The organism is Bacillus sp. BC05(2025), from assembly GCF_056725905.1.
The window spans coordinates 153,845-176,014 of record NZ_JBWYRA010000009.1 but is presented as its reverse complement, the minus strand read 5'-3'; the positions used below and the strand labels follow the sequence as shown (position 1 = coordinate 176,014).

Here is a 22,170-nt window from a genome sequence, read left to right as displayed (position 1 = left end):
GGATAAAAATCCATCGTGATAAATATATTTATCTATAATGGATGTACAGCTAACGAGGGGGAGAACGATGAGAAGACGTAATACGCAAGCGTTCACATTTTTAGCATGGACTTCATTTGTTTGCGCGCTTTCAGGTATGCTAATTGGAATTTATACGTTAGATGAAACGCTTAGTGTAAAAGGATATTATTTAATTGGAACATTATTTTTAACGATGTCTTGTTTTGTATTACAAAAAACAATTCGTGATAATGAAGAAGATAACGAGAGATTTCCGAAAAATAAACCGTTAGATAAAGAGTAAATTGTAAAGAAAGGCATTTGCCTTTCTTTTTTTATGTAAAAATACCGTAAGTGCCGTGTGTTGACTTGCTTGAAGTACTGAAAATTTGGTATCATCAATAGTATTGTAGATTGAACGATATATTATGGAGGTGGCCTAGCCGTGTCAAGAATTTCCGTTGAGAATGTAAAGCACGTAGCACATTTAGCACGTCTTGCAATTACTGATCAAGAAGCAGAAAAATTTCAAAAACAACTAGATGCAATTGTTACATTTGCAGAACAGTTAAATGAATTAGATACAACAGATGTAAAACCAACAACTCATGTATTAACTATGAAAAATGTTATGCGTGAAGATATACCAGAAAAGGGTTTACCAGTTGAAGAAGTATTAAAAAATGCACCGGATCACAAAGATAATCAAATCCGTGTTCCAGCAGTATTAGAATAGAGGAGGGGAATTTCGATGTCATTATTTGATCATTCAGTATCAGAGTTACATAAGAAATTAAACAACAAAGAAATTTCCGTTACGGATTTAGTAGAAGAATCTTACAAACGTATTGCGGATGTTGAAGATAACGTAAAAGCTTTTCTTACATTAGATGAAGAAAATGCACGCGCAAAAGCGAAAGAATTAGATGCGAAAATTGGTGCTGAAGATAATGGTTTATTATTCGGTATGCCAATTGGTGTAAAAGATAACATTGTAACTAACGGTCTTCGTACTACTTGTGCGAGCAAAATGTTAGCAAACTTCGATCCAATTTATGATGCGACAGTTGTGCAAAAGCTAAAAGCTGCTGACACGATTACAATCGGTAAATTAAATATGGACGAGTTCGCAATGGGTTCTTCAAATGAAAACTCAGGTTTCTACGCTACGAAAAATCCATGGAACTTAGATTACGTTCCAGGCGGATCTAGTGGTGGTTCTGCAGCAGCTGTAGCAGCAGGAGAAGTATTATTCTCTCTAGGTTCTGATACGGGTGGTTCTATCCGTCAGCCAGCTGCATATTGCGGCGTTGTAGGTTTAAAACCAACTTACGGACGCGTATCTCGTTACGGATTAGTAGCATTCGCATCTTCACTTGACCAAATCGGACCGATTACACGTACAGTAGAAGACAATGCATACTTATTACAAGCTATTTCAGGCATTGATCGTATGGATGCAACTTCTGCTAACGTTGAAGTAGGAAACTACTTAGCTGGTTTAACAGGCGACGTTAAAGGTTTACGTATTGCTGTACCGAAAGAATATTTAGGAGAAGGTGTTGGCGAAGAAGCTCGTGAGTCAGTACTAGCTGCTTTAAAAGTATTAGAAGGTATGGGCGCAACTTGGGAGGAAGTATCTCTTCCACACTCTAAATACGCTCTAGCAACGTATTACTTATTATCTTCTTCTGAAGCATCTGCTAACCTTTCACGCTTTGACGGCGTACGTTACGGTGTTCGTTCTGATAATGTAAATAATTTATTAGATCTATACAAAAACACACGTAGCGAAGGTTTCGGTGATGAAGTAAAACGTCGTATTATGCTTGGTACATTTGCACTTAGCTCTGGTTACTATGATGCATATTACAAAAAAGCACAACAAGTACGTACATTAATTAAGAACGACTTTGAAAACGTATTTGCTAACTACGATGTTATTATTGGACCAACAACGCCAACTCCGGCATTTAAAGTGGGCGAAAAAGTTGATGATCCAATGACAATGTATGCAAATGACATTTTAACAATCCCAGTAAACTTAGCGGGTGTTCCAGCGATTTCTGTTCCATGTGGATTCGGTGCTAACAACATGCCACTTGGGCTACAAATCATTGGTAAACACTTCGATGAAGCGACAATTTACCGCGTTGCACATGCGTTTGAGCAAGCAACAGACTATCATACAAAAAAAGCAAGTCTGTAAGGAGGCGAGCATAGATGAATTTAGAAACAATTATTGGTTTAGAGGTTCACGTTGAGTTAAAAACAAATTCGAAAATTTTCTCTGCGAGTCCAACAGAATTCGGAGCGGAGCCAAATACACAAACAAGTGTAATTGACTTAGGATACCCAGGGGTACTTCCTACTTTAAATAAAGAAGCAGTTAACTTTGCAATGAAAGCTGCAATGGCATTAAACTGTGAAATCGCAACAGAAACGAAGTTCGACCGTAAAAACTATTTCTACCCAGATAATCCGAAAGCTTACCAAATTTCTCAATTTGATAAGCCAATCGGTGAAAATGGTTGGATTGAAATCGAAGTAGGCGGTAAAAAGAAACGTATCGGTATTACACGTCTTCATTTAGAAGAAGATGCTGGTAAATCAACGCATACAGCTGATGGTTCATTAGTAGATTACAATCGTCAAGGTATGCCTTTAATCGAGATCGTATCTGAGCCAGATATGCGTACGCCAGAAGAAGCATATGCATACTTAGAGAAGTTAAAATCAATCATTCAATACACTGGCGTATCTGATTGTAAGATGGAAGAAGGTTCCTTACGCTGTGATGCGAACATTTCCCTTCGTCCAGTTGGACAAGAAAAGTTCGGTACAAAAGCGGAACTGAAAAACTTAAACTCATTCACTTACGTACAAAAAGGTCTTGAGCACGAGCAAGTGCGCCAAGAAAAAGAATTGTTATCTGGCGGTATCATCCAACAAGAAACACGTCGTTATGATGAAGCAACGAAGAAAACAATTTTAATGCGTGTGAAAGAAGGATCTGACGATTACCGTTACTTCCCAGAGCCAGATTTAGTTGAACTTTACATCGATGATGAGTGGAAAGAAGCGGTTCGTGCCTCTATTCCAGAACTTCCAGATGCGCGTAAAGCTCGTTACGTTGCAGAATTAGGCTTACCAGCTTATGATGCACATGTATTAACATTAACGAAAGAAATGTCTGATTTCTTTGAAGCAACTGTTGCAGACGGGGCTGATGCGAAATTAACATCAAACTGGTTAATGGGTGAAGTACTTGCATACTTAAACAAACAACAAAAAGAATTAAAAGACGTTGCATTAACGCCTGCTGGTTTATCTAAAATGGTTCAATTAATTGAAAAAGGTACAATTTCTTCTAAAATCGCGAAGAAAGTATTTAATGAATTAATTGAAAAAGGTGGAGACCCAGAAGAAATCGTTAAAGCAAAAGGTCTTGTTCAAATTTCTGACGAGGGTACACTTCGTAAAGTTGTAACAGAAATTCTTGATAATAATGAGCAATCTATCGAAGACTTTAAAAACGGTAAAGACCGTGCAATTGGCTTCTTAGTTGGTCAAATTATGAAAGCTACAAAAGGACAAGCAAATCCACCGCTTGTTAACAAAATCTTACTTGAAGAGATTAATAAGCGATAATAGTAGTAACTTTTAAAGGTTAAGTAGAAAAACACCCGTACATGGGTGTTTTTCTAGGTTAATCAAACGTTTGTTTAAATGAGAGGAAATCGTTTAAACAAACGTTTGATTAACTGTCAAAAGTGGAAAAATGTTTGTATAGCAACTATGGTATGATAGTTGCAAAAAGGTGGGAATAATGATAAATCTAGACATAGAGGTTTTTTTCATCTCATGAAATAATAGATAATTATTATTCGTTATATGTAAATTGTTAAGAGGAAATAGATGGACATAAATTTTTTTGTTAAATAAAACAAAACCATCAAAATGAATATTTATTTTTGATGGGCTACACGAATCGGGTTCTTACTGCCTGTTTAAGCGAGATAAAAAAAGGATAGGAAGATGAGAGGAGGTAGGCATGGGAATACTGAATAGAAGTTCGGTATGTTCTTTTTTAATACATAAAGAAATTTCCTGTGCTAATAAATGATGAAGCGAGCAAGAATTATTTATAACCCTACTTCTGGGCGTGAGCTATTTAAGAAGAGTTTACCAGAAGTACTACAAAAATTAGAACAAGCTGGATATGAAGCGTCTTGTCATGCGACAACGGGTCCTGGAGACGCAACTGTGGCGGCGAGGCAAGCTGTAGAGCGTAAATTTGATGTTGTTATCGCAGCTGGTGGTGACGGCACGTTAAACGAAGTCGTAAACGGTTTAGTTGGGCATGAATTCCGTCCGAAATTTGGAATTATTCCAGTTGGAACGACTAATGATTTTGCACGTGCAATCGGTGTACCTCGTTCTATTGAAGAGGCAGCAGATATAATTTGTGAAGGAAAAACTGTACCATTAGACCTTGGTAGAGCAAACGATACATATTTTATTAATATCGCTGGTGGCGGTCGTATTACAGAATTAACATATGAAGTACCGAGTAAGCTAAAGACAGTATTAGGACAACTTGCTTATTATTTAAAAGGTATCGAAATGTTACCGTCATTACATCCAACATATGTTGAAATTGAGTATGATGGAAAATTACTACAAGAAGAAATTACGATGTTTTTAATTACGAATACTCGTTCAGTGGGTGGCTTTGAAAAGGTAGCACCATATGCATCAATTAACGATGGCTTATTTGATTTATTAGTGTTGAAAAAAGGTTCTATTGCTGACTTAATTAAGGCAGCAACACAAGCGCAGCGTGGTGAACATATTAATAATCCAAAAGTGCTATACACACAAGCGAATCGAATTAAAGTACATTCACCAGATAAACTAATGATTAATTTAGATGGTGAATACGGTGGAGATGCACCGATGGAATTCGAAAATATGTATCATTGTCTTGAACTCTTTGTTCCTGAACACCAAGAGGATGCCCTGTAAAGGCATCCTTTTTATTATATAGAGGAATTGTAAATTGGGAGTTAGTTTGATTTTTATGGTATTTTTACAATTCGTTTATTTTATATCCATATTTTATTGATACACTGGAGGAGATAAGAAACGAGAGGTAGGGTGCTATGGAGAAGGTAAAAGCAATACTATTTGATAAAGATGGGACGTTAATGGATTTTCATTCAATTTGGATAAAAGTAGCTGAAGAACTTGTGGCGGAATGTATAAATTTATATGAACTACCAAAGTCAATGAAGTCTACTTTATTAAAAGAAATCGGCGTGGATGGGGCATTTGTGAACCCTCTTAGCGCAATAGCGGCAGGAACAAGCCTTGATGTCGCAAAGGGGCTTTGTAAGTATATTACGTCATGTAAGGAAGAGGAAATGCATGAGTGGGTAAGTGAAAAATTATTTTCTCTTATGTACGAGCATCGTTCCTATATGAAAATGACGGCGGATTTACCAAGGATTTTACAAGGTTTAAAGGATAGAGGATTTATTTTAGGTGTTGTGACAGCTGATGATTACGCACCGACAGAATTATTTTTAAAACAGTATCAATTAGATTCTTTTTTTGATTATGTTGTAGCTTCAGATACGTTTCCAGCACAAAAGCCGGATAAAAGAATTGTAGAATCTTTTTGTGAGAGGTTTCATTTAGAAGCATGTGAGGTGGCAGTCGTTGGGGATACACCAACTGATCTATATTTAGCGAGAAATGGCGGCGATTGTTATGCAATTGGAGTACTATCTGGTACAGGGGATCGTCAAACGTTAGAACCACTTGCGGATTTAGTCGTACAATCTGTTGGAGATTTCATTTCTCATTCGGGTGAGTTTATTTGGGAACAAGGAAAGTCTAGTGTGTAAGAAAAATAAGTCTACAGGGACTCTTGATAAGTCTTTGTAGACTTATTTTTTATGCCAATAAGAAAGCATGTAGGATGAATAGTGGAAAAGAATGTTGGCATACATTTTGCAAAGAAAAGAGAAAACAATGTAAAGAAAAGGATGGGGTACGTAATGAACACAAAAAAATTTGCTAAAGTAAATGAACAAATTCCTGGACCGAAAGCAGCGTCTTTATTAGAACGCCGCCAAAATATAGTACCAAAAGGAGTAAGTAACGGCATCCCAACGTTTGTACAATCTGCAAATGGTGCTCTTGTAACAGATGTTGATGGTAATCAGTACATTGATTTCGCAGGAGCAATCGGAACAATTAATGTAGGGCATTGTCATCCAGCTGTTAAAGAAGCGCTTCATAAACAAGTAGATCAATACATTCATACTGGATTTAATGTCATGATGTATGAGCCATATATTGAATTAGCAGAAAAACTTGCGGCATTAGCGCCAGGAAGTTTTGATAAGCAAGTACTATTTTTAAATAGTGGTGCCGAAGCGGTTGAGAACGCGGTGAAAATCGCTCGTAAATATACAAAAAGACCTGGTATTATCGCATTTTCTAAAGGTTTCCACGGACGTACATTAATGACAATGACGATGACAAGTAAAGTAAAACCATATAAATTTGGATTTGGCCCATTTGCTCCAGAAGTATATAAAGCGCCATTCCCTTATGAATATCGTCGCCCAGAAGGACTAACTGAAGAGCAATACGATGACTTTATGATTGAAGAGTTTAAGAATTTCTTCATATCAGAAGTAGCACCAGAAACAATAGCAGCCGTTGTCATGGAACCTGTTCAAGGGGAAGGCGGATTTATCGTACCAAGTAAGAAGTTTGTGCAAGCAGTACGCAATATTTGTTCAGAACACGGCATCTTATTTGTCGCGGATGAAATTCAAACAGGATTTAGCCGTACAGGAAAGTATTTTGCGATTGATCATTATGATGTCGTTCCAGATTTAATTACGGTATCTAAATCATTAGGCGCTGGTGTACCGATTAGTGGTGTTATTGGGCGCAAAGAAATTATGAATGAGTCTGCACCGGGAGAGCTTGGCGGAACGTACGCGGGAAGCCCACTAGGGTGTGCGGCAGCATTAGCAGTACTGGATGTAATAGAAAAAGAGAATTTAAATGATAGAGCGATAGAATTAGGAAAAGTCGTAATGAACCGATTTGAAGAGATGAAAAATAAATATAATTGCATTGGTGATGTGCGTGGTTTAGGAGCAATGTGTGCATTCGAGCTCGTTCAAGACCGTAAGACGAAAGCACCTGATAAAACATTAACAGCTAATTTGTGTGCAGAAGCAAACAAACGTGGATTACTTCTACTATCAGCAGGGACATACGGTAATGTTATCCGTGTGTTAATGCCATTAGTGATTACAGATGAGCAACTTGAAGAAGGATTAACAATCATTGAAGAATCATTGCAAGTATGCTATGAGAAAGCAAATACTGCTCGTGTTTAAAAGCTAAATAATAAATCGCAAACATTCTAGCTGACTCTATATAAAATGCAGAAAATTCGCTTTATAATAAAGGTAGTGAAGTGAATCGATGGATTTTGGAAGTTAGGGGTGGCTAGGATGGTTGCAGAAAAGGAACGAGTGTTAATGGATTTACAAGATGTATTTGAATATGCGTTTGACGAAATTTTTGTAACTGACGAAAAGGGAATCGTCGTGCGTGTAAATAGTACATGTGAAAGACACTATCAATTAGCTGCTAAAGAATTAGTAGGTAAGCATGTAAAAGAGTTGCAGAAGGATGGTATCTTTTATCCATCAGCAACGTTAGAAGTAATTGAAAAAAAGAGGCCAATCGAACTCGTTCAGACGACAAAATCAGGAGAGTATTTACACGTTCGTACAAGACCTGTTTTTGATGATGAGGGAAATTTAAGAAGAGTAATTAGTTATTCTCGTGATCTTACAGAGCTCTACCAATTACGTCAAAAGGTAGAGGAAATGGATAATCAGTTAAAAACATATAAAAAAGAATTAAGAGAAACATATGAACATGAAGGACTTATTTTTAAAAGTATCGCTATGCAAAAAATAGTCGAGACAATTAAGAAAGTATCTGTAGTAGATAGTACTGTTCTCGTTTTAGGTGAGACAGGAGTAGGGAAGAGTCGATTGGTACGTCATTTACATGAAGTTAGTAACCGGAAGAATGAAAGTTTCTATGAAATTAACTGTGCGGCATTGCCGACAAATTTAATTGAATCAGAGCTTTTTGGATACTCAGGTGGATCTTTTACAGGTGCGAATCGTGAAGGGAAAAAGGGACTATTAGAATCAGCGCATAAAGGAACGCTATTCTTAGATGAAATTGGCGAAATGCCGCTTGAAATTCAAGCGAAGCTTTTGCAAGTGTTGCAAGAAAAAACGTTTCGCCCTATAGGCGGAAGAGAATTAAAAAAGGTGGATGTTAGAATTGTAGCGGCAACAAATAGAGATTTAAGTATGATGGTGAAACAAGGAACATTTCGGAAAGACTTATATTATCGTCTGAATGTCATCCCAATTGTAATTCCGCCACTTCGGGAAAGAACAGAAGACATTTTGCCACTCATTTATCATTATTTACAACACTTTAACGAGAAATATGGCCGGAATGTAAAGTTAGCACCTAGCACATTACAAATGTTTGTTAGTTACCCGTGGGAAGGAAATAATAGAGAAATTGAAAATGTGATTGAGCGAATTGTTATAACTGCTGATGATATCGTTACGATAGAAGATTTACCAATAGCGATGCAAGAATCAACGGTTGAACAGTCCGGTCAAAGTCTCTATAAAATGTTAGAAGAAGTAGAACGGAATATTATTTTGAAAGCATATAAAACATATGGATCAAGTTATAAAGTAGCGGAGTTTTTAAAAATAAGTCAATCTGCTGCCACTAGGAAAATAAAGAGACTTATAGAGGAGGAAGAAAACATTGGATAAAAAAGCGACGTTTGTAAATGTAGAGAAAAAGGCGATGTATATAAATGGTGAGTGGATTACATTGCAAGAACAAATCGAAGTAAATAATCCAGCAACGAAAGAAATATTTGCAACGGTGCCAAAGGGCGGGGTAACAGAGGCAAAGCAAGCTGTTGATGCTGCCCATGAAGCTTTTAAATCATGGTCTAAGTTAACAGCAGCAGACCGTGCAATGAAGTTGAAAAAATGGTTCACACTTATTGATGAAAATAAAGAAGAGATTGCAGCGATCATGACGAGAGAACAAGGAAAGCCATTTGCAGAAGCGCTTGGTGAAGTGAATTATGCAAATAGCTTTGTTGAATGGTATGCAGAAGAAGGAAAACGCGTATATGGTGAAATGATTCCTGCTTCTCATCCGAATAAACGTATTTTAGTTATGAAGCAACCAGTTGGAGTTATGGCAGCTATTACGCCTTGGAACTTCCCGGCCGCTATGATTACGAGAAAAGTAGCCCCGGCGCTTGCAGCAGGATGTACAGCGGTTGTAAAACCTGCAAGTCAAACGCCGTTAACTGCGTTAAAATTAGCTGAATTAGCTCATGAAGCAGATATTCCAAAAGGCGTAATAAATATTGTGACAGGTAGTGCGAAAGCAATTGCTGATACGTGGATGGAAGATGGACGTGTTCGAAAAGTTTCCTTCACAGGATCAACTGAGATTGGGAAGGAATTAATGGCCAGTGCTGCACAAACGATGAAAAAGGTTTCACTTGAGTTAGGTGGTCACGCACCGTTTATTGTTATGAACGATGCGGACTTAGATAAAGCGGTAGAGGCGGTAATCGGTTCGAAATTCCGTAACGCAGGACAAACGTGTATATGCACAAACCGAGTATTTGTTCAGGAAGAAGTTTACGAAGTATTTGCAGAGAAGTTCCAAAAGGCAGTAGGGCAGTTGAAAGTAGGAGACGGTTTCGGTGATGGAACGACTGTAGGACCACTTATTGACGAGAATGCAGTTTCGAAAGTACAGGAACATATTGAAGATGCTATTCAAAAGGGTGGAACAGTTTTATATGGTGGTCAAAAGGTTGCCGAGCTAGATGGACACTTTATGCAACCAACTGTAATTGGGCTGGCGAACGATACGATGCTTTGCATGAATGAAGAAACATTCGGACCAGTGGCACCAGTTGCGAAATTTAAAACGGTTGAAGAAGTAATCGAACGTGCAAATCATACACCATATGGATTGGCTGCTTATATTTTTACAAAAGATATTAGTCAAGCATTCCAAATTAGCGAAGCGTTAGAGTACGGTATTATCGGATTAAATGATGGTCTCCCATCAGTTGCACAAGCACCGTTCGGTGGCTTTAAAGAAAGTGGTATTGGCCGTGAAGGAGGCCATTTCGGTATCGAGGAATATTTAGAAATTAAATATATTTCATTAGGGCTATAAGTAGTATACTAGAATCTCTATAAGGTAACAGAGAAGGAGATTCTAGTATGGTATATTGGCTATTATTACTCGTAACAATTATTTTTGAAGTAGCAGGAACAATTGCGATGAAGTTATCGAATGGTTTAACAAAGCTTGTTCCAAGTGTACTTATTTTCGTATTTTATGGAATTTGTTTCAGCGTGTTCGCCATCGTTGTAAAAAAGATTCATTTAAGTATCGCTTATGCAATTTGGTCTGGCGTTGGAACGTTACTTATTACAATTATTAGTGTGTACTTTTTTAAAGAGCACATTAGCTTATTCCAAGCCTTTTGTATTCTCTTTATCGTTTTAGGCGTAATTGGACTTAAGGTTTCATCGGCATCATAAAAGGCTATCTTCCAGTGTGGAAGATAGCCTTTTATTTGTATTAAAATGCCCAGTTACCTTTACGGAAGATAGGCTCATGTCTGCCATCAGCTGTAATACCGTCGATATCAAGTTCAGCTGAGCCAATCATGAAGTCTTCGTGTGTAATACTAGCGTTTGCTCCGTTTTCCGCCAGTTCTTCTTTAGACATTGTTTTTCCGCCAACTAAGTTGAATGCATAAGCATTTCCGATTGCAAGGTGGCAAGATGCGTTTTCATCAAATAGTGTATTGTAGAATAAAATATTTGTGTTTGAAATTGGTGAATCATGCGGTACTAAAGCAACCTCTCCTAAGAAGTGGGAACCTTCATCTGTTTCCACTAAATGTTTTAAAGCTTCTTCACCAGCTTCAGCTTTGTAGTCTACGATACGTCCGTTTTCAAATGTTAACGTGAAGTTATCGATAATGTTACCTGCAAATGCTAACGGTTTTGTGCTAGATACTTGGCCGTTGACACCTGTTTTAAGCGGCATTGTAAATACTTCCTCAGTTGGAATGTTCGCCATAAATGGTACGTTCTTTTCATTTAAGCTACCAGCACCAGCCCATACATGCTTTTCTGGAAGTTCGATTGTTAAATCTGTTCCAGGACCTGTATAGTGAAGAGCTTTATAATGCTTTTCGTTTAAGTAATCAACTTTTGTATGTAACGTTTTATCGTGTTCTTTCCATGCTTCCACAGGATTTTCTAAATCAGCACGAGTAGCTTTGAAAATGGCATCCCATAGTTTTGCTTCTTGTTCTTCTGGTGCAACGTCAGGGAATACTTTCGCAGCCCATTCTTTCGTAGGAACAGAAATGACACACCAGCTTACTTTATCAGCTTGTATGTAATCACGGTATACTTTCATTGCTTCACCAGCTACTTTATGAGCTGTTGCGATACGCGTTGGTTCTACACCTTTTAATAAATCAGGGTTTTCTGCATAAATAGACAGAAATGCAGCGCCTTCTTTTGCTAATTCTTCACGAGCGTTTGCTTTCCAAGATGGGAACTCAGCGAATGCTTCTTCGGGAGCTAGATCGAACTTTAAGCGTGTTAACGTCTCATCATTCCAATCCACATATACGTGTTTTGCACCAGATTTATATGCTTTTTCTGTAACGAGGCGTACAAATTGTACAGCTTCAAGAGGTGCGCTAATTGATAATGTTTGTCCTGGTTGAATATTAACACCAACATTGACTGCAAGGGCAGCATATTTCTCTAACGTTTGTTCAAATGACATATGTATAATCTCCTTTAATTTGAAAGATTTCTTACTATATATAATACAAGAAAATTCAAAAAATATATATAAATATAGCGTAAAAAGAGAGCTCAAAATATATTGAGCCCTCATCGTTATTTAATCGAAGAAGCAAACTGTTCTACGGTCGTCGTATGGTGTATGCGAACACGCTTCATTTTTAACAATTCATCGGGTTCACCTTTTGTAATGAATTTTCCGGGTTTTGTTGTCGTCGCAAATTGATAATATTTCTTCGTTTCTGCAACGACTTTATCATCTACATGACCGAATGGATAAGCAACTGCGATAACGGGCTTACCTGTTATTTTTTCTAACTTTTCTTTTGATCCTTTTAATTCCTCTTCATAGTTTGTAATTTTCGGTAAGTCTGCATGCGTCGCTGTATGAGATTGCACTGAGAAAATGCCGGAATCGACCATTTCTTTTATTTCAGAAGTAGACAGTGATCCTTCTACATCAACGTTATCAACAATCATATATTCTGTTGCTGTTGGTTTAAATGTATCGTCTTTTAGCTTTTGTAAAACATGGAATGCATTCATATTATTTTTCATACCGTCATCAAATGTAACAAAGATAGGTTTATTTACTTTATTAATATCACCCCAACGTTCAAAAGTTAGTAATGTATAGCCGTTGTCCTTTAAATATTTCATTTGGGCTTCAAAGTTAGCAGGTGAGACGAATAAATCTTTAATGCCTTGTCCGTGATAATCATCGATTGCATGATACATAAGAACGGGAACCTTTTGTTCGAAAGTAATAGCAGCTTTTGTGAGTGGGATGGTTTTCCCATCTTCTTTTATTCCTATTGCTTCAATTTGAAATTCACCGCGTTTTCCTTCAAATTCTTTTATGTCAAAAGGAAGTGAAAATTGCTTCTCCTTTTCTTTAGAAGAAAAAGATTTAGCAATTTCCTTCCCATCAGCTGTTCGCCAAATTTTATATTGTACTTCACTTAAAGTATCTTTTATATCTGTCATATGAATAGTAGTATTTGTAGATTCGTGTGTAATGGGCTGATAAGAAATTTTACCTTGTTCTTGCACAGTTTCTGTTTGTTTCTTAACTTCTTGAACCTTTTTCTCTTTTTTAGGTTCCTGGTTTACATTGCTAGTATTACAACCTGCTAGAATGGCAGATGTGCATAAAGCGATTGCTGCATATTTTCTCATAAAATCACCTTCTATTGTGTATTATGTTACATATTTATATTTAAAATCCCCACCGCTGTAAGAGAGGTGGGGACATACCCTTGTTCATCATAGCATTTGGAGAAAATGTATGGAATGAGAAAAGTAACAATAGATAAAAAAATCACCTTACTTCAACGAGTAAGGTGATTTTTTATTAAATAAACAATCCAGCGATTGTCGCAGATAAAATAGAAGCAAGTGTTGATGCAAATAGCATTTTCCAACCAAATTTAGAAACAACGCTTCCTTGTTTTTCAGAAAGGGCACGGATTGTACCAACGATTGCACCAATTTGGCTAATACTTGCGAAGCTAATTAAGAATACTGTAACGATTCCAACTGTACGTGGAGATAATGTTGATGCAACACCTTTTAAATCAAGTATTGCTACAAACTCGTTTAATACAATCTTCGTACCCATAATACCACCAGCTGGGATAATATCTTGAGTTGGAATACCCATTAAGAACGCGAATGGAGCAAGTATATAACCGAAGATTTGTTGTAACGTAACAGCATATCCCATTGCACCTGAAGCGGCACTAATTACGTAGTTTACAACTTCCATCACACCGATGAAGGCGATCATTAATGCGGCAACGATACCAGCTACTTTTAAACCGTCAAGTGCACCGTTAATCATTGCACCGATAAAGCTGTCACCGAATAAAGTTCTATCGAATTTTTGAATCACTTCATCTTCTTTTTTCGTATCAACTGGTGTTAATAGCGAACAAACGATTAAGCTTGAGAATAAGTTTAACGGAAGAGCTGCTAGTACATATTTCGCATCTAACATCATTACGTATGATGCTGTAACAGAGGCAGAAACTGAACTCATTGCAGAACAACAAATGATAAACATACGGTTTTTATTGAAATGTTGTAAATCATTTTTAATAACGATTAACGCTTCACTTGAACCGAAGAATACAGAGTTTACCGCATGGAATGATTCAACGCGTGGTAAACCAGTGATTTTTGAAATTGCACCGCCGACAACGCGAACGATGAATGGTAAAACACCTAAATAACTAAAGATAGAAAGTAGTGCTGAGAAAAATACGATAATTAATAGTACGTTTAAGAAAAAGACAAAATCTCTTTGAATCCCATTAAAGAGAAAATCGACACCTGTCGTACCAAGTTTAATTAGTTTGTTGAAAACTTTACCAATGAAAATAATGATTTGTTGACCAATTTTTGTGCCAAACATAAACCAACCGATTAAAATTTGAAAACCAATCATAATAGCAATTGCACGGAAGTTGATTTTACTTTTGTTGTTTGACAAAGCAAAACATAAACCTAAAACGACAAGAATACCGATAATGCTCATTACATATTGCATGTGGTTGCCCCTTTCAGAAGTTCGTATAAAGTTTGTACATAAAACGCTCGTTATATTACTAAAAGTAAAACAAGGAGGTTTTATGTCATACGTAAGATGTCTGACCTTTTAGAAAAATAAAAATAAAAAAAGACCCATATGGATTCACTTTCATCTATGAGAGAAAGCTAATCAATATGAGTCCTTTTTTGCACATGGGCTAATATTCATTAGTTTTCCCCATAGTCCAGCAATTTAAGGTTGCCGGGTAGAAACTCTCGATCCATATTATCGAGTATATATGAGGTAACATCGTCCGTATTAAATTAGTAGTAGCGTAACATTAACAGAGAACTATCGTCAATAGCTTTTTTTCTTCCAATAGAAATAGACCATATAAGTATGATAAAATGTAACGCAGTGTTATGAAAAAGAGAGGTCGGAAAATGAGTACAAAAATGACGCCACCAGTTGAAAAAAACGAGTTTATAGATGTAGTATTTGAAGATTTAACACATGATGGTGCCGGTGTTGCGAAAGTAAAAGGCTATCCTATTTTCGTTAAAAACGGATTACCAGGTGAAGAAGCACAAATTAAAATTATTAAAGTAAAGAAAAACTTCGCATTCGGTCGTTTAATGAAGCTTCATACAGAGAGCCCATATCGTAAAGATGCAGAATGCCCAGTGTACAATCAGTGCGGCGGTTGTCAGCTTCAGCATTTAACATATGAAGGACAATTACAAGCGAAAGAAAAACAAGTACGCGACGTTATGCAGCGCATCGGCGGATTAAGTGATGTTCCTGTTCATCCTGTACTTGGCATGAAGAATCCGTGGGTATACCGTAACAAAGCACAAGTACCAATTGGAGAACGTGAAGGTGGACTTGTAGCTGGATTCTATCGTCAAGGAACACATGACATCATTAATATGGAATCGTGTTTAATTCAAGCAGAAGAAAACGATACATTAATTCAAGAAGTAAAACGTATTTGTGAAAAACACGGGATTTCAGCATACAACGAAGAGCGTAACAAAGGAACACTTCGCCACGTAATGGCTCGTTACGGGCAAGTAACAGGGGAAATTATGCTTGTCTTCATCACTCGTACAGCAGAATTACCAAACAAGAAAGCAATCATTGAAGAAATTGCTGCGAAATTCCCTGAAGTAAAATCGATTGTTCAAAACGTAAACACGAAACGTACAAACGTAATCTTCGGAGACAAAACGACAGTACTGTATGGATCAGAATATATTTATGACTTTATCGGTGACATTAAATTTGCGATTTCAGCACGTTCATTCTATCAAGTAAACCCAGAACAAACGAAAGTGCTGTACGATAAAACGTTAGAATACGCAAAATTAGATGGTAACGAAACAGTAATTGATGCTTATTGCGGAATTGGATCAATCTCCTTATTCCTAGCACAAAAAGCGAAAAAAGTGTACGGCGTTGAAATCGTCCCGGAAGCAATCGAAGACGCAAACCGAAACGCAGCGCTAAACAATATGACAAACGCTGAATTTGGTGTAGGAGAAGCAGAAGTAGTCATTCCAAAATGGTACAAAGAAGGCGTAATCGCTGATACAATGGTCGTAGATCCACCGCGTAAAGGTTGCGATGAGGCACTATTAAACACAATCATCGACATGAAACCAAAACGCGTTGTATACGTATCATGTAACCCAGCAACATTAGCACGTGACTTAAAAGTACTAGAAGAAGGCGGATATAAAACGCAGGAAGTACAACCTGTTGATATGTTCCCGCATACGACTCATGTAGAGTGTGTAGCTTGGCTTAAGTTGGTATAATAGGAAAGCAGTTGATATAGGAAAATCTATACCATCTGCTTTTTGGTTTATTGAGAGTTTGAAATTGTATTCATAGTGAGAGGATTTGAATTTGAAATGATAGATAATTTTTGGCGTGATTTACCACGACCATTTTTCGTACTTGCACCAATGGAAGATGTAACGGACGTTGTGTTCCGTCACGTAGTAAGTGAAGCTGGTCGCCCAGACGTATTCTTCACGGAGTTCACAAACTCGGATAGCTATTGTCATCCAGAGGGTATGAAAAGTGTACGTGGCCGTTTAATTTTTACAGAAGATGAACAACCAATCGTGGCGCATATTTGGGGAGATAATCCTGAATATTTCCGTCAAATGAGTATTGGTATGGCAGAGTTAGGATTTAAAGGCATCGATATTAATATGGGTTGCCCTGTGCCAAACGTAGCATCAAGAGGAAAAGGTAGTGGCCTTATCTTGCGTCCAGACGTTGCGGCAGAACTTATTCAAGCAGCAAAAGCGGGCGGATTACCTGTCAGCGTAAAAACAAGACTTGGCTTTAAAGAGTTAAGCGAGTGGGAAGATTGGTTAACGCATATTTTCAAACAAGATATTGCAAATCTTTCTATTCACTTACGTACAAGAGAAGAAATGAGCCAAGTGGATGCGCACTGGGAGCTAATTCCGGAAATTAAAAAATTACGTGATCGTATTGCACCAAATACGCTCCTAACAATAAATGGTGACATCCCTGACCGTAAAACTGGGCTGGAGCTTGCTGAAAAATACGGCATTGATGGCGTAATGATCGGACGAGGAATCTTTAAAAATCCATTTGCTTTCGAAAAAGAGCCAAGAGAGCATAGTAGTAAAGAACATCTTGATCTGTTAAGACTGCAGCTGGATCTTCAAGATCAATATGCAGAAGTACTGCCACGCTCAATCACAGGGCTTCATCGCTTCTTCAAAATTTATGTAAAAGGCTTCCCTGGAGCTGCTGAATTGAGAAATCAATTGATGAGTACGAAATCAACGAATGAAGTACGTGCATTGCTTGATAAGTTTGAGGCGAGTGTGAATGTAGTAGAAGGTAGTGAAACAGTGTAACTTTTGAAAGTTACACTGTTTCATTTTAATTAAGGTGGACTGTATCAGAAGTAAAGGCGTAAAACAAGGGTAAGAAAAGAATACAGGAGAAAAGCGAAAATGGTAGGTTGGTCTTGATTTTCAATGATAGTATCATGTTTATTTTATTATGCCTATAATTGGAGGTCATGTGAATGTTAAGTGATCAGGCGAGATATTCTAGACTCGCGAATATAACAAAAATAATAAATACAAAATTAGAACTACGTGAAGTATTGCAGCGTGTAACAATGGCGATATCAGAGGAGATTGTTAAGTGCAACGCTGTTGGAATTTATTTACCTCAGGCAGATGGAACATTTAGAGGGTTTGCAGGAAAACCAGAGACAATAAATGGCGTAACGCTCGATACTCAGGTAATTGATCCTAAAATAGACTTACTGGCAAAAGAAGTTATTGAAACAAAAAAAACGATTTATATCCCTGATACATCAAAGGATAATCGACCGGATTCGAGACCGGTTGCTGCGTTCAAAATTAAGTCCTTATTAGCCCTACCCATCTCATTTGGGCAAGAATTATTTGGTCTAGTTTTTTTATTTGATTATGGAGTTCCAATGAACTTAACAAATTCAGAAATTCAAAGTGTTGAAGCTTATGTAAATATGGCTGCGGTCGCAATTCAAAATGCAAATAATTTAAAACAAAAAGAAAACCTTATTGCCGAGAAGCAGCTGTTACTAAATGTTACCCGTGATTTATCAATGTGTTCCTCGATACAGGAGAGTTTTGATAAATGTTTTTTTTACTTAGGACAGATTTTAGAGAGTAAAAACATGGTAGCCCACCTTTTAGACCCCCTAGACAAAACAACGATTAAAACAACGAAATTAAGCAAGGAATGTGATTGGACAGAAGTGGATTGGATGGAGAAAAGCTATGAAGCTAAGATCCAAGAGGTTATCCAAACAAAAAATATAGATAGTAATGGTCTACTGATGATTCCATTGGTTTCAATGGGAGAAGTATTAGGGGTAATCGTCGTTGGCAAAGAGGGAAAAGCTCACAATTATGATAATTCCCAAATACAACTGGCAAAATCTATCGTTGATGCAACCGCGCCTACGTTTTCAAACTTGTTATATATGGATCTACTTGAAAGCATGGTGGAAGAGCGAACGAGAGAACTGGCTGTTGCTAATGAAAAGGTTACAAGTGTGATTGAAAGTATTACGGATGGATTCTTTACTTTAAATAATACATGGGAATTTACGTACGTAAATAAGCATCAATATTTTCCACAAAGAAAAACAGCAAAAGATGTATTAGGAAAGAATATATGGGAGATTTTCCCGAGTAGCATTGACGAAGTCATGTATAAGGAACTTCATCGTGTAATGTCAGAGCGAACTACAGTGTATTTTGAATTTTTTTCTGCCCCTGATGAATATTGGCACGAAGTTATTGCATACCCGTATGATGATGGTATTTGTTGTATTTTTAAAAACATAACGGAAAAAAAGCAATATGAGCAGGAATTGAAAAGGTTATCAAACATAGATTTAATAGGGCAAATGGCAGCTGGTATCAGCCATGAGATTAGAAATCCAATGACAACAGTACGAGGGTTTTTGCAGTTATTAAAAGAAGAGCCCACCTATGAGAAACATAATAAGCACTTTAATTTAATGATTGAAGAACTTGACCGTGCCAATTCTATTATTACTGAATTTCTCTCAATGGGTAATACAAGGAAATCGGATTTGCAGATGTTAGATTTAAATTCAATTATCCGCGATATTATTCCTTTAATAAAGATTGATACGTATAATCAAAATAAATATATTGAAGTCGATGCAAATGACATTCCGAAATTACTTTTAAATCGTAATGAGATACGACAATTATTGATAAACTTATACCGTAATGGCTTAGAAGCGATGGAAAAAGAGAAAGTTCTAACCATTAGCACCTATAAAGAAGGTCGAGATTGTGTCGTGCTTGCAGTCCGTGATCAAGGAAAAGGTATCAGGCCTGAAGTATTAGAGAAACTAGGTACGCCATTTTACACGACAAAACATAATGGAACTGGATTAGGGTTAGGTGTATGTTATGCCATTGCTGCACGTCATAATGCAAAAATAGAAATTCAAACGGGATCAGAAGGCACTACCTTTTTTGTTAAATTCGATTATCAAAATAATAAAAACTAATCTTATTTAGATTAGTTTTGTTGAACTGTACCAAAAATATTTATATTTGAGTAGTATAAAAAATGGACAAATCTATATTAGATTTGTCCATTTTTAAGTGTGTTAATTAATAGTAAATCCTCATCCGAAGTTCCGTTCAACATGTTTATAATCAATTACATAATTCAATATTGACCTCTTCTCATATTAATTCTAGTATCAGTATGATTTTTTTGAATTAAATGTAGAATAAAGTAGCTAAACAGCATATGTTGCTGTTTTAAAATCATCTCCACAAACATTAATCCACCTAAGACTACAAAACCACCTCCTAAAATGTTAAAGTAGTAATTTGACGACATTCATTTACACATGCTAAAAGCATTATGATAATCAACATTTCAGGAGGAAACCCAATGGCAATGAGCAACAACGATATATTAAAAAGAGTAAGATACGCTTTAGATATAAAAGATATAGATATGGTAGAAATCTTTAAACTTGGCGGAATGGAAGTAACGAAAGAAGACGTAGTTGATATGCTTACAAAAATAAAGAGAACTCCTCAGCATGAAGCTGAAAATGATGAGGTAGCTGAAGATGAGTATGTAAAAACATGCGATATGATGATGTTAGAGGCGTTTTTCAATGGATTTATTACCTTAAAAAGAGGGAAGCAAGATCCGAAACCTGGGCAACCAGCACCTGTACAAAGCAAAGAGAGTGCGAATAACCTTCTTCTAAAGAAAATGAAAATTGCACTTTCATTAACGAGTGAGGATGTACTTGATATATTAGATAGCGTAGGCGTTACGGTGACTAAGGGAGAACTAGGCGCTCTATTAAGAAAAAAAGGCCATAAAAATTACAAAGAGTGCGGCGATAGATATGCAAGGAACTTCATTAAGGGATTAGCTGTAAAGTATAGAGGATAATGAGTCCGTTAAAGCAGTAAATGATATAATAGATAGAGTAGGACGTTCGTATCCTACTCTTTTTTATTTGCAAAATAATACGTTAGGTGATGAAATGATACATACTTATTTAGGTGAGACGATTAATTTTCATATAACTTATAAAAAGAAAAAGTCGGTGCGTCTTTTTGTAGATTCGTACGGAAATGTGGAAGTGCAAGCTCCGAAAGGTACACCTGTTGAATACTTAGTCCAGTTGCTAGAAGAGAAGTGGGATTGGATTCAGACAACACGTAAGGAAATGGCGGAGCGAGCGCGTGGACCACAGGAAAAGGATTATGATCAAGGAGAAGGCTTTTTGTATTTAGGAAGTACGTATCCGATACAAATCTCTCAAGACGTAAACATTAAGCAAGACAATGCAGTGTTTGAAAAGGATAAGCTACATATTTATGTGAAAGAGCTTAAAGATGAGAAAATACAGCAAGCTTTAAAACGATTTTACTATAAGCAGTGTAAAGCTTTAGTAGAGAAGAGCATTAAAGTGCATCAAAGCAATTTCAAAACAAAACCACGTTCTATTCGTATTACAGATAGTAGTCGTACTTGGGGTACTTGCGATTCGAATTTACAACTAACATTCAATTGGAAGCTAGCGATGGCACCACAGCGAGTAATTGATTATGTAGTTGTTCATGAAATGTGCCATATGGTTCATTTAAATCATGATCGCTCTTTTTGGCGCCTTGTCGGGAAGATCATGCCTGATTATAAGGAAATGGAGAATTGGTTAGCGTTATCTAGTTGGAAGATGACGGTTTAGTGGTTAGTGGTGCACTTTATATAGGTTGCGATCGATATGCTCAATCAAGAGAAAGTGAAAGGAGAGGTCACAGCAGACATCTCCTTTTTTGGCGTAACAATTATCGCCCAAACTTCACAACAAAATCTCCATCCACCTTCTCCATCTCATACCCACGATACCCTTCCGAAAGCAACGCCTGCTGCTCGCCAGCATCACTCATCGGAATGCTCTTAACACCCGTCCAATCTTTTTCCTTGTCCCCACGCAATTCCTTCACAAAAACATACCGCATACTCCCGCCATATTTCTCTTTCAATGCAGCAATCTCCATCCCTTGCGCAAACTTATCCTTCAAACTTGGAATGTTAAAAGGGGCAACGGTGCAGCAAACATAGTCGTATTTGCTGTCTTCTTTTTGTAATTCGTCCATGATGACTTTCGCTAATATTTTTTGCATCCCATTTCCTCGGCAGTTCGGGTGAACGTTTGAGATTTCTTGATAGATGACGCGATGTAGTTCGTTTTCTGGTATGCCAATATCAAGTCCTAAATGTTCTTCGTCGATAGGAGGGACGAGTAGGGCACGAAATGCGATGAGTTCGTTTTCGATAAAAGCACCGATCATCATGCCGTTTCCTTCTAGAATGTATTGAAATTCTTCTAAAGAGAGTGGTTGTAAGCGACTTTTATCTTCTAGTGCCCCAACTACAACGTCTTGTAGTGATAAGATTTTTTCGATGTGCTCTCTTGATAGTAATGTAATGTGAAATGGATCGTTATTTTGCTTTAATTTGCCCTCATATAGAACTGTCATGCGTTAG

At 37.1% G+C, this 22,170-nt stretch carries 19 protein-coding genes and 1 riboswitch; of the genes, 15 read left to right on the top strand and 4 right to left on the bottom strand.

Translation table 11 applies throughout. The features are described from left to right. Positions 1-67: 67 nt before the first annotated feature. The 10 genes from ACZ76X_RS23185 to ACZ76X_RS23140 all read left to right on the top strand — a co-directional run bounded on the left by ACZ76X_RS23185 (position 68) and on the right by ACZ76X_RS23140 (position 10,730). The gene (locus ACZ76X_RS23185; protein ID WP_001254393.1) at positions 68-304 is read left to right on the top strand and encodes a YiaA/YiaB family inner membrane protein; all 237 of its coding nucleotides are present in this window, start codon (positions 68-70) and stop codon (positions 302-304) included. A gap of 141 nt (positions 305-445) precedes the next feature. Then, positions 446-736 carry an Asp-tRNA(Asn)/Glu-tRNA(Gln) amidotransferase subunit GatC gene (gatC, locus tag ACZ76X_RS23180; RefSeq protein WP_071729694.1) on the top strand — a complete coding sequence of 97 codons (291 nt, stop codon included), beginning with the start codon at positions 446-448 and terminating at the stop codon, positions 734-736. Positions 737-751: 15 nt separating this feature from the next. Then, a complete protein-coding gene (gene gatA / locus ACZ76X_RS23175) occupies positions 752-2,209 on the top strand; it encodes an Asp-tRNA(Asn)/Glu-tRNA(Gln) amidotransferase subunit GatA (RefSeq protein ID WP_000051441.1) in 1,458 nt (485 codons plus the stop codon). Positions 2,210-2,223: 14 nt separating this feature from the next. Then, positions 2,224-3,651 carry an Asp-tRNA(Asn)/Glu-tRNA(Gln) amidotransferase subunit GatB gene (gene gatB, locus ACZ76X_RS23170; protein WP_098670368.1) on the top strand — a complete coding sequence of 476 codons (1,428 nt, stop codon included), beginning with the start codon at positions 2,224-2,226 and terminating at the stop codon, positions 3,649-3,651. A gap of 471 nt (positions 3,652-4,122) precedes the next feature. Further along, complete coding sequence (locus ACZ76X_RS23165; protein WP_000977677.1) at positions 4,123-5,028, top strand: diacylglycerol kinase; 906 nt, start codon at positions 4,123-4,125, stop codon at positions 5,026-5,028. A 137-nt stretch (positions 5,029-5,165) separates the two neighbouring features. Continuing rightward, the gene (locus ACZ76X_RS23160) at positions 5,166-5,912 is read left to right on the top strand and encodes an HAD family hydrolase (RefSeq protein ID WP_479851800.1); all 747 of its coding nucleotides are present in this window, start codon (positions 5,166-5,168) and stop codon (positions 5,910-5,912) included. A gap of 153 nt (positions 5,913-6,065) precedes the next feature. Then, positions 6,066-7,430, top strand: a complete 1,365-nt coding sequence (gene gabT, locus ACZ76X_RS23155) for a 4-aminobutyrate--2-oxoglutarate transaminase (protein ID WP_479851799.1) — start codon at positions 6,066-6,068, stop codon at positions 7,428-7,430. Positions 7,431-7,547: 117 nt separating this feature from the next. After that, positions 7,548-8,915, top strand: coding sequence for a sigma-54 interaction domain-containing protein (locus tag ACZ76X_RS23150; RefSeq protein ID WP_479851798.1), 1,368 nt, complete (start codon positions 7,548-7,550; stop codon positions 8,913-8,915). Further along, positions 8,908-10,359, top strand: coding sequence for an NADP-dependent succinate-semialdehyde dehydrogenase (gene gabD, locus ACZ76X_RS23145; protein WP_098670372.1), 1,452 nt, complete (start codon positions 8,908-8,910; stop codon positions 10,357-10,359). Before ACZ76X_RS23150 ends, gabD begins: the two co-directional genes overlap by 8 nt. A gap of 47 nt (positions 10,360-10,406) precedes the next feature. Next, complete coding sequence (locus ACZ76X_RS23140; RefSeq protein WP_000263262.1) at positions 10,407-10,730, top strand: DMT family transporter; 324 nt, start codon at positions 10,407-10,409, stop codon at positions 10,728-10,730. A 40-nt stretch (positions 10,731-10,770) separates the two neighbouring features. On the opposite strand, the gene ACZ76X_RS23135 is transcribed toward ACZ76X_RS23140, so the two are convergent. The 3 genes from ACZ76X_RS23135 to ACZ76X_RS23125 form a co-directional block, all read right to left on the bottom strand. Next, positions 10,771-12,000 carry an aminopeptidase gene (locus tag ACZ76X_RS23135; protein WP_479851797.1) on the bottom strand — a complete coding sequence of 410 codons (1,230 nt, stop codon included), beginning with the start codon at positions 11,998-12,000 and terminating at the stop codon, positions 10,771-10,773. 116 nt (positions 12,001-12,116) lie between these two features. Then, positions 12,117-13,199: a polysaccharide deacetylase family protein gene (locus ACZ76X_RS23130; RefSeq protein ID WP_479851796.1), complete on the bottom strand. Its 1,083-nt coding sequence runs from the start codon at positions 13,197-13,199 to the stop codon at positions 12,117-12,119. 175 nt (positions 13,200-13,374) lie between these two features. Then, positions 13,375-14,571, bottom strand: coding sequence for a NupC/NupG family nucleoside CNT transporter (locus ACZ76X_RS23125; protein ID WP_098670375.1), 1,197 nt, complete (start codon positions 14,569-14,571; stop codon positions 13,375-13,377). A 202-nt stretch (positions 14,572-14,773) separates the two neighbouring features. Then, positions 14,774-14,875: riboswitch (purine riboswitch) on the bottom strand. 121 nt (positions 14,876-14,996) lie between these two features. On the opposite strand from ACZ76X_RS23125, the gene rlmD reads away from it, so the two are divergent. From rlmD to ACZ76X_RS23100, 5 genes are all read left to right on the top strand, one after another. After that, the gene (rlmD, locus tag ACZ76X_RS23120) at positions 14,997-16,373 is read left to right on the top strand and encodes a 23S rRNA (uracil(1939)-C(5))-methyltransferase RlmD (protein ID WP_046199382.1); all 1,377 of its coding nucleotides are present in this window, start codon (positions 14,997-14,999) and stop codon (positions 16,371-16,373) included. 96 nt (positions 16,374-16,469) lie between these two features. Beyond that, entirely contained in the window at positions 16,470-17,459 is a 990-nt protein-coding gene (locus tag ACZ76X_RS23115; protein WP_479851795.1) for a tRNA dihydrouridine synthase, read from the top strand. A gap of 173 nt (positions 17,460-17,632) precedes the next feature. Then, positions 17,633-19,651, top strand: coding sequence for a GAF domain-containing sensor histidine kinase (locus tag ACZ76X_RS23110; protein WP_479851794.1), 2,019 nt, complete (start codon positions 17,633-17,635; stop codon positions 19,649-19,651). A gap of 395 nt (positions 19,652-20,046) precedes the next feature. Further along, positions 20,047-20,565 carry a YehS family protein gene (locus ACZ76X_RS23105; RefSeq protein ID WP_479851793.1) on the top strand — a complete coding sequence of 173 codons (519 nt, stop codon included), beginning with the start codon at positions 20,047-20,049 and terminating at the stop codon, positions 20,563-20,565. 94 nt (positions 20,566-20,659) lie between these two features. Beyond that, complete coding sequence (locus ACZ76X_RS23100; protein ID WP_479851792.1) at positions 20,660-21,367, top strand: M48 family metallopeptidase; 708 nt, start codon at positions 20,660-20,662, stop codon at positions 21,365-21,367. Between the two features lie 100 nt (positions 21,368-21,467). Here the strand turns inward: ACZ76X_RS23100 and ACZ76X_RS23095 are convergent, their stop codons facing one another. Beyond that, complete coding sequence (locus tag ACZ76X_RS23095; protein ID WP_479851791.1) at positions 21,468-22,163, bottom strand: GNAT family N-acetyltransferase; 696 nt, start codon at positions 22,161-22,163, stop codon at positions 21,468-21,470. Positions 22,164-22,170 lie beyond the last annotated feature (7 nt).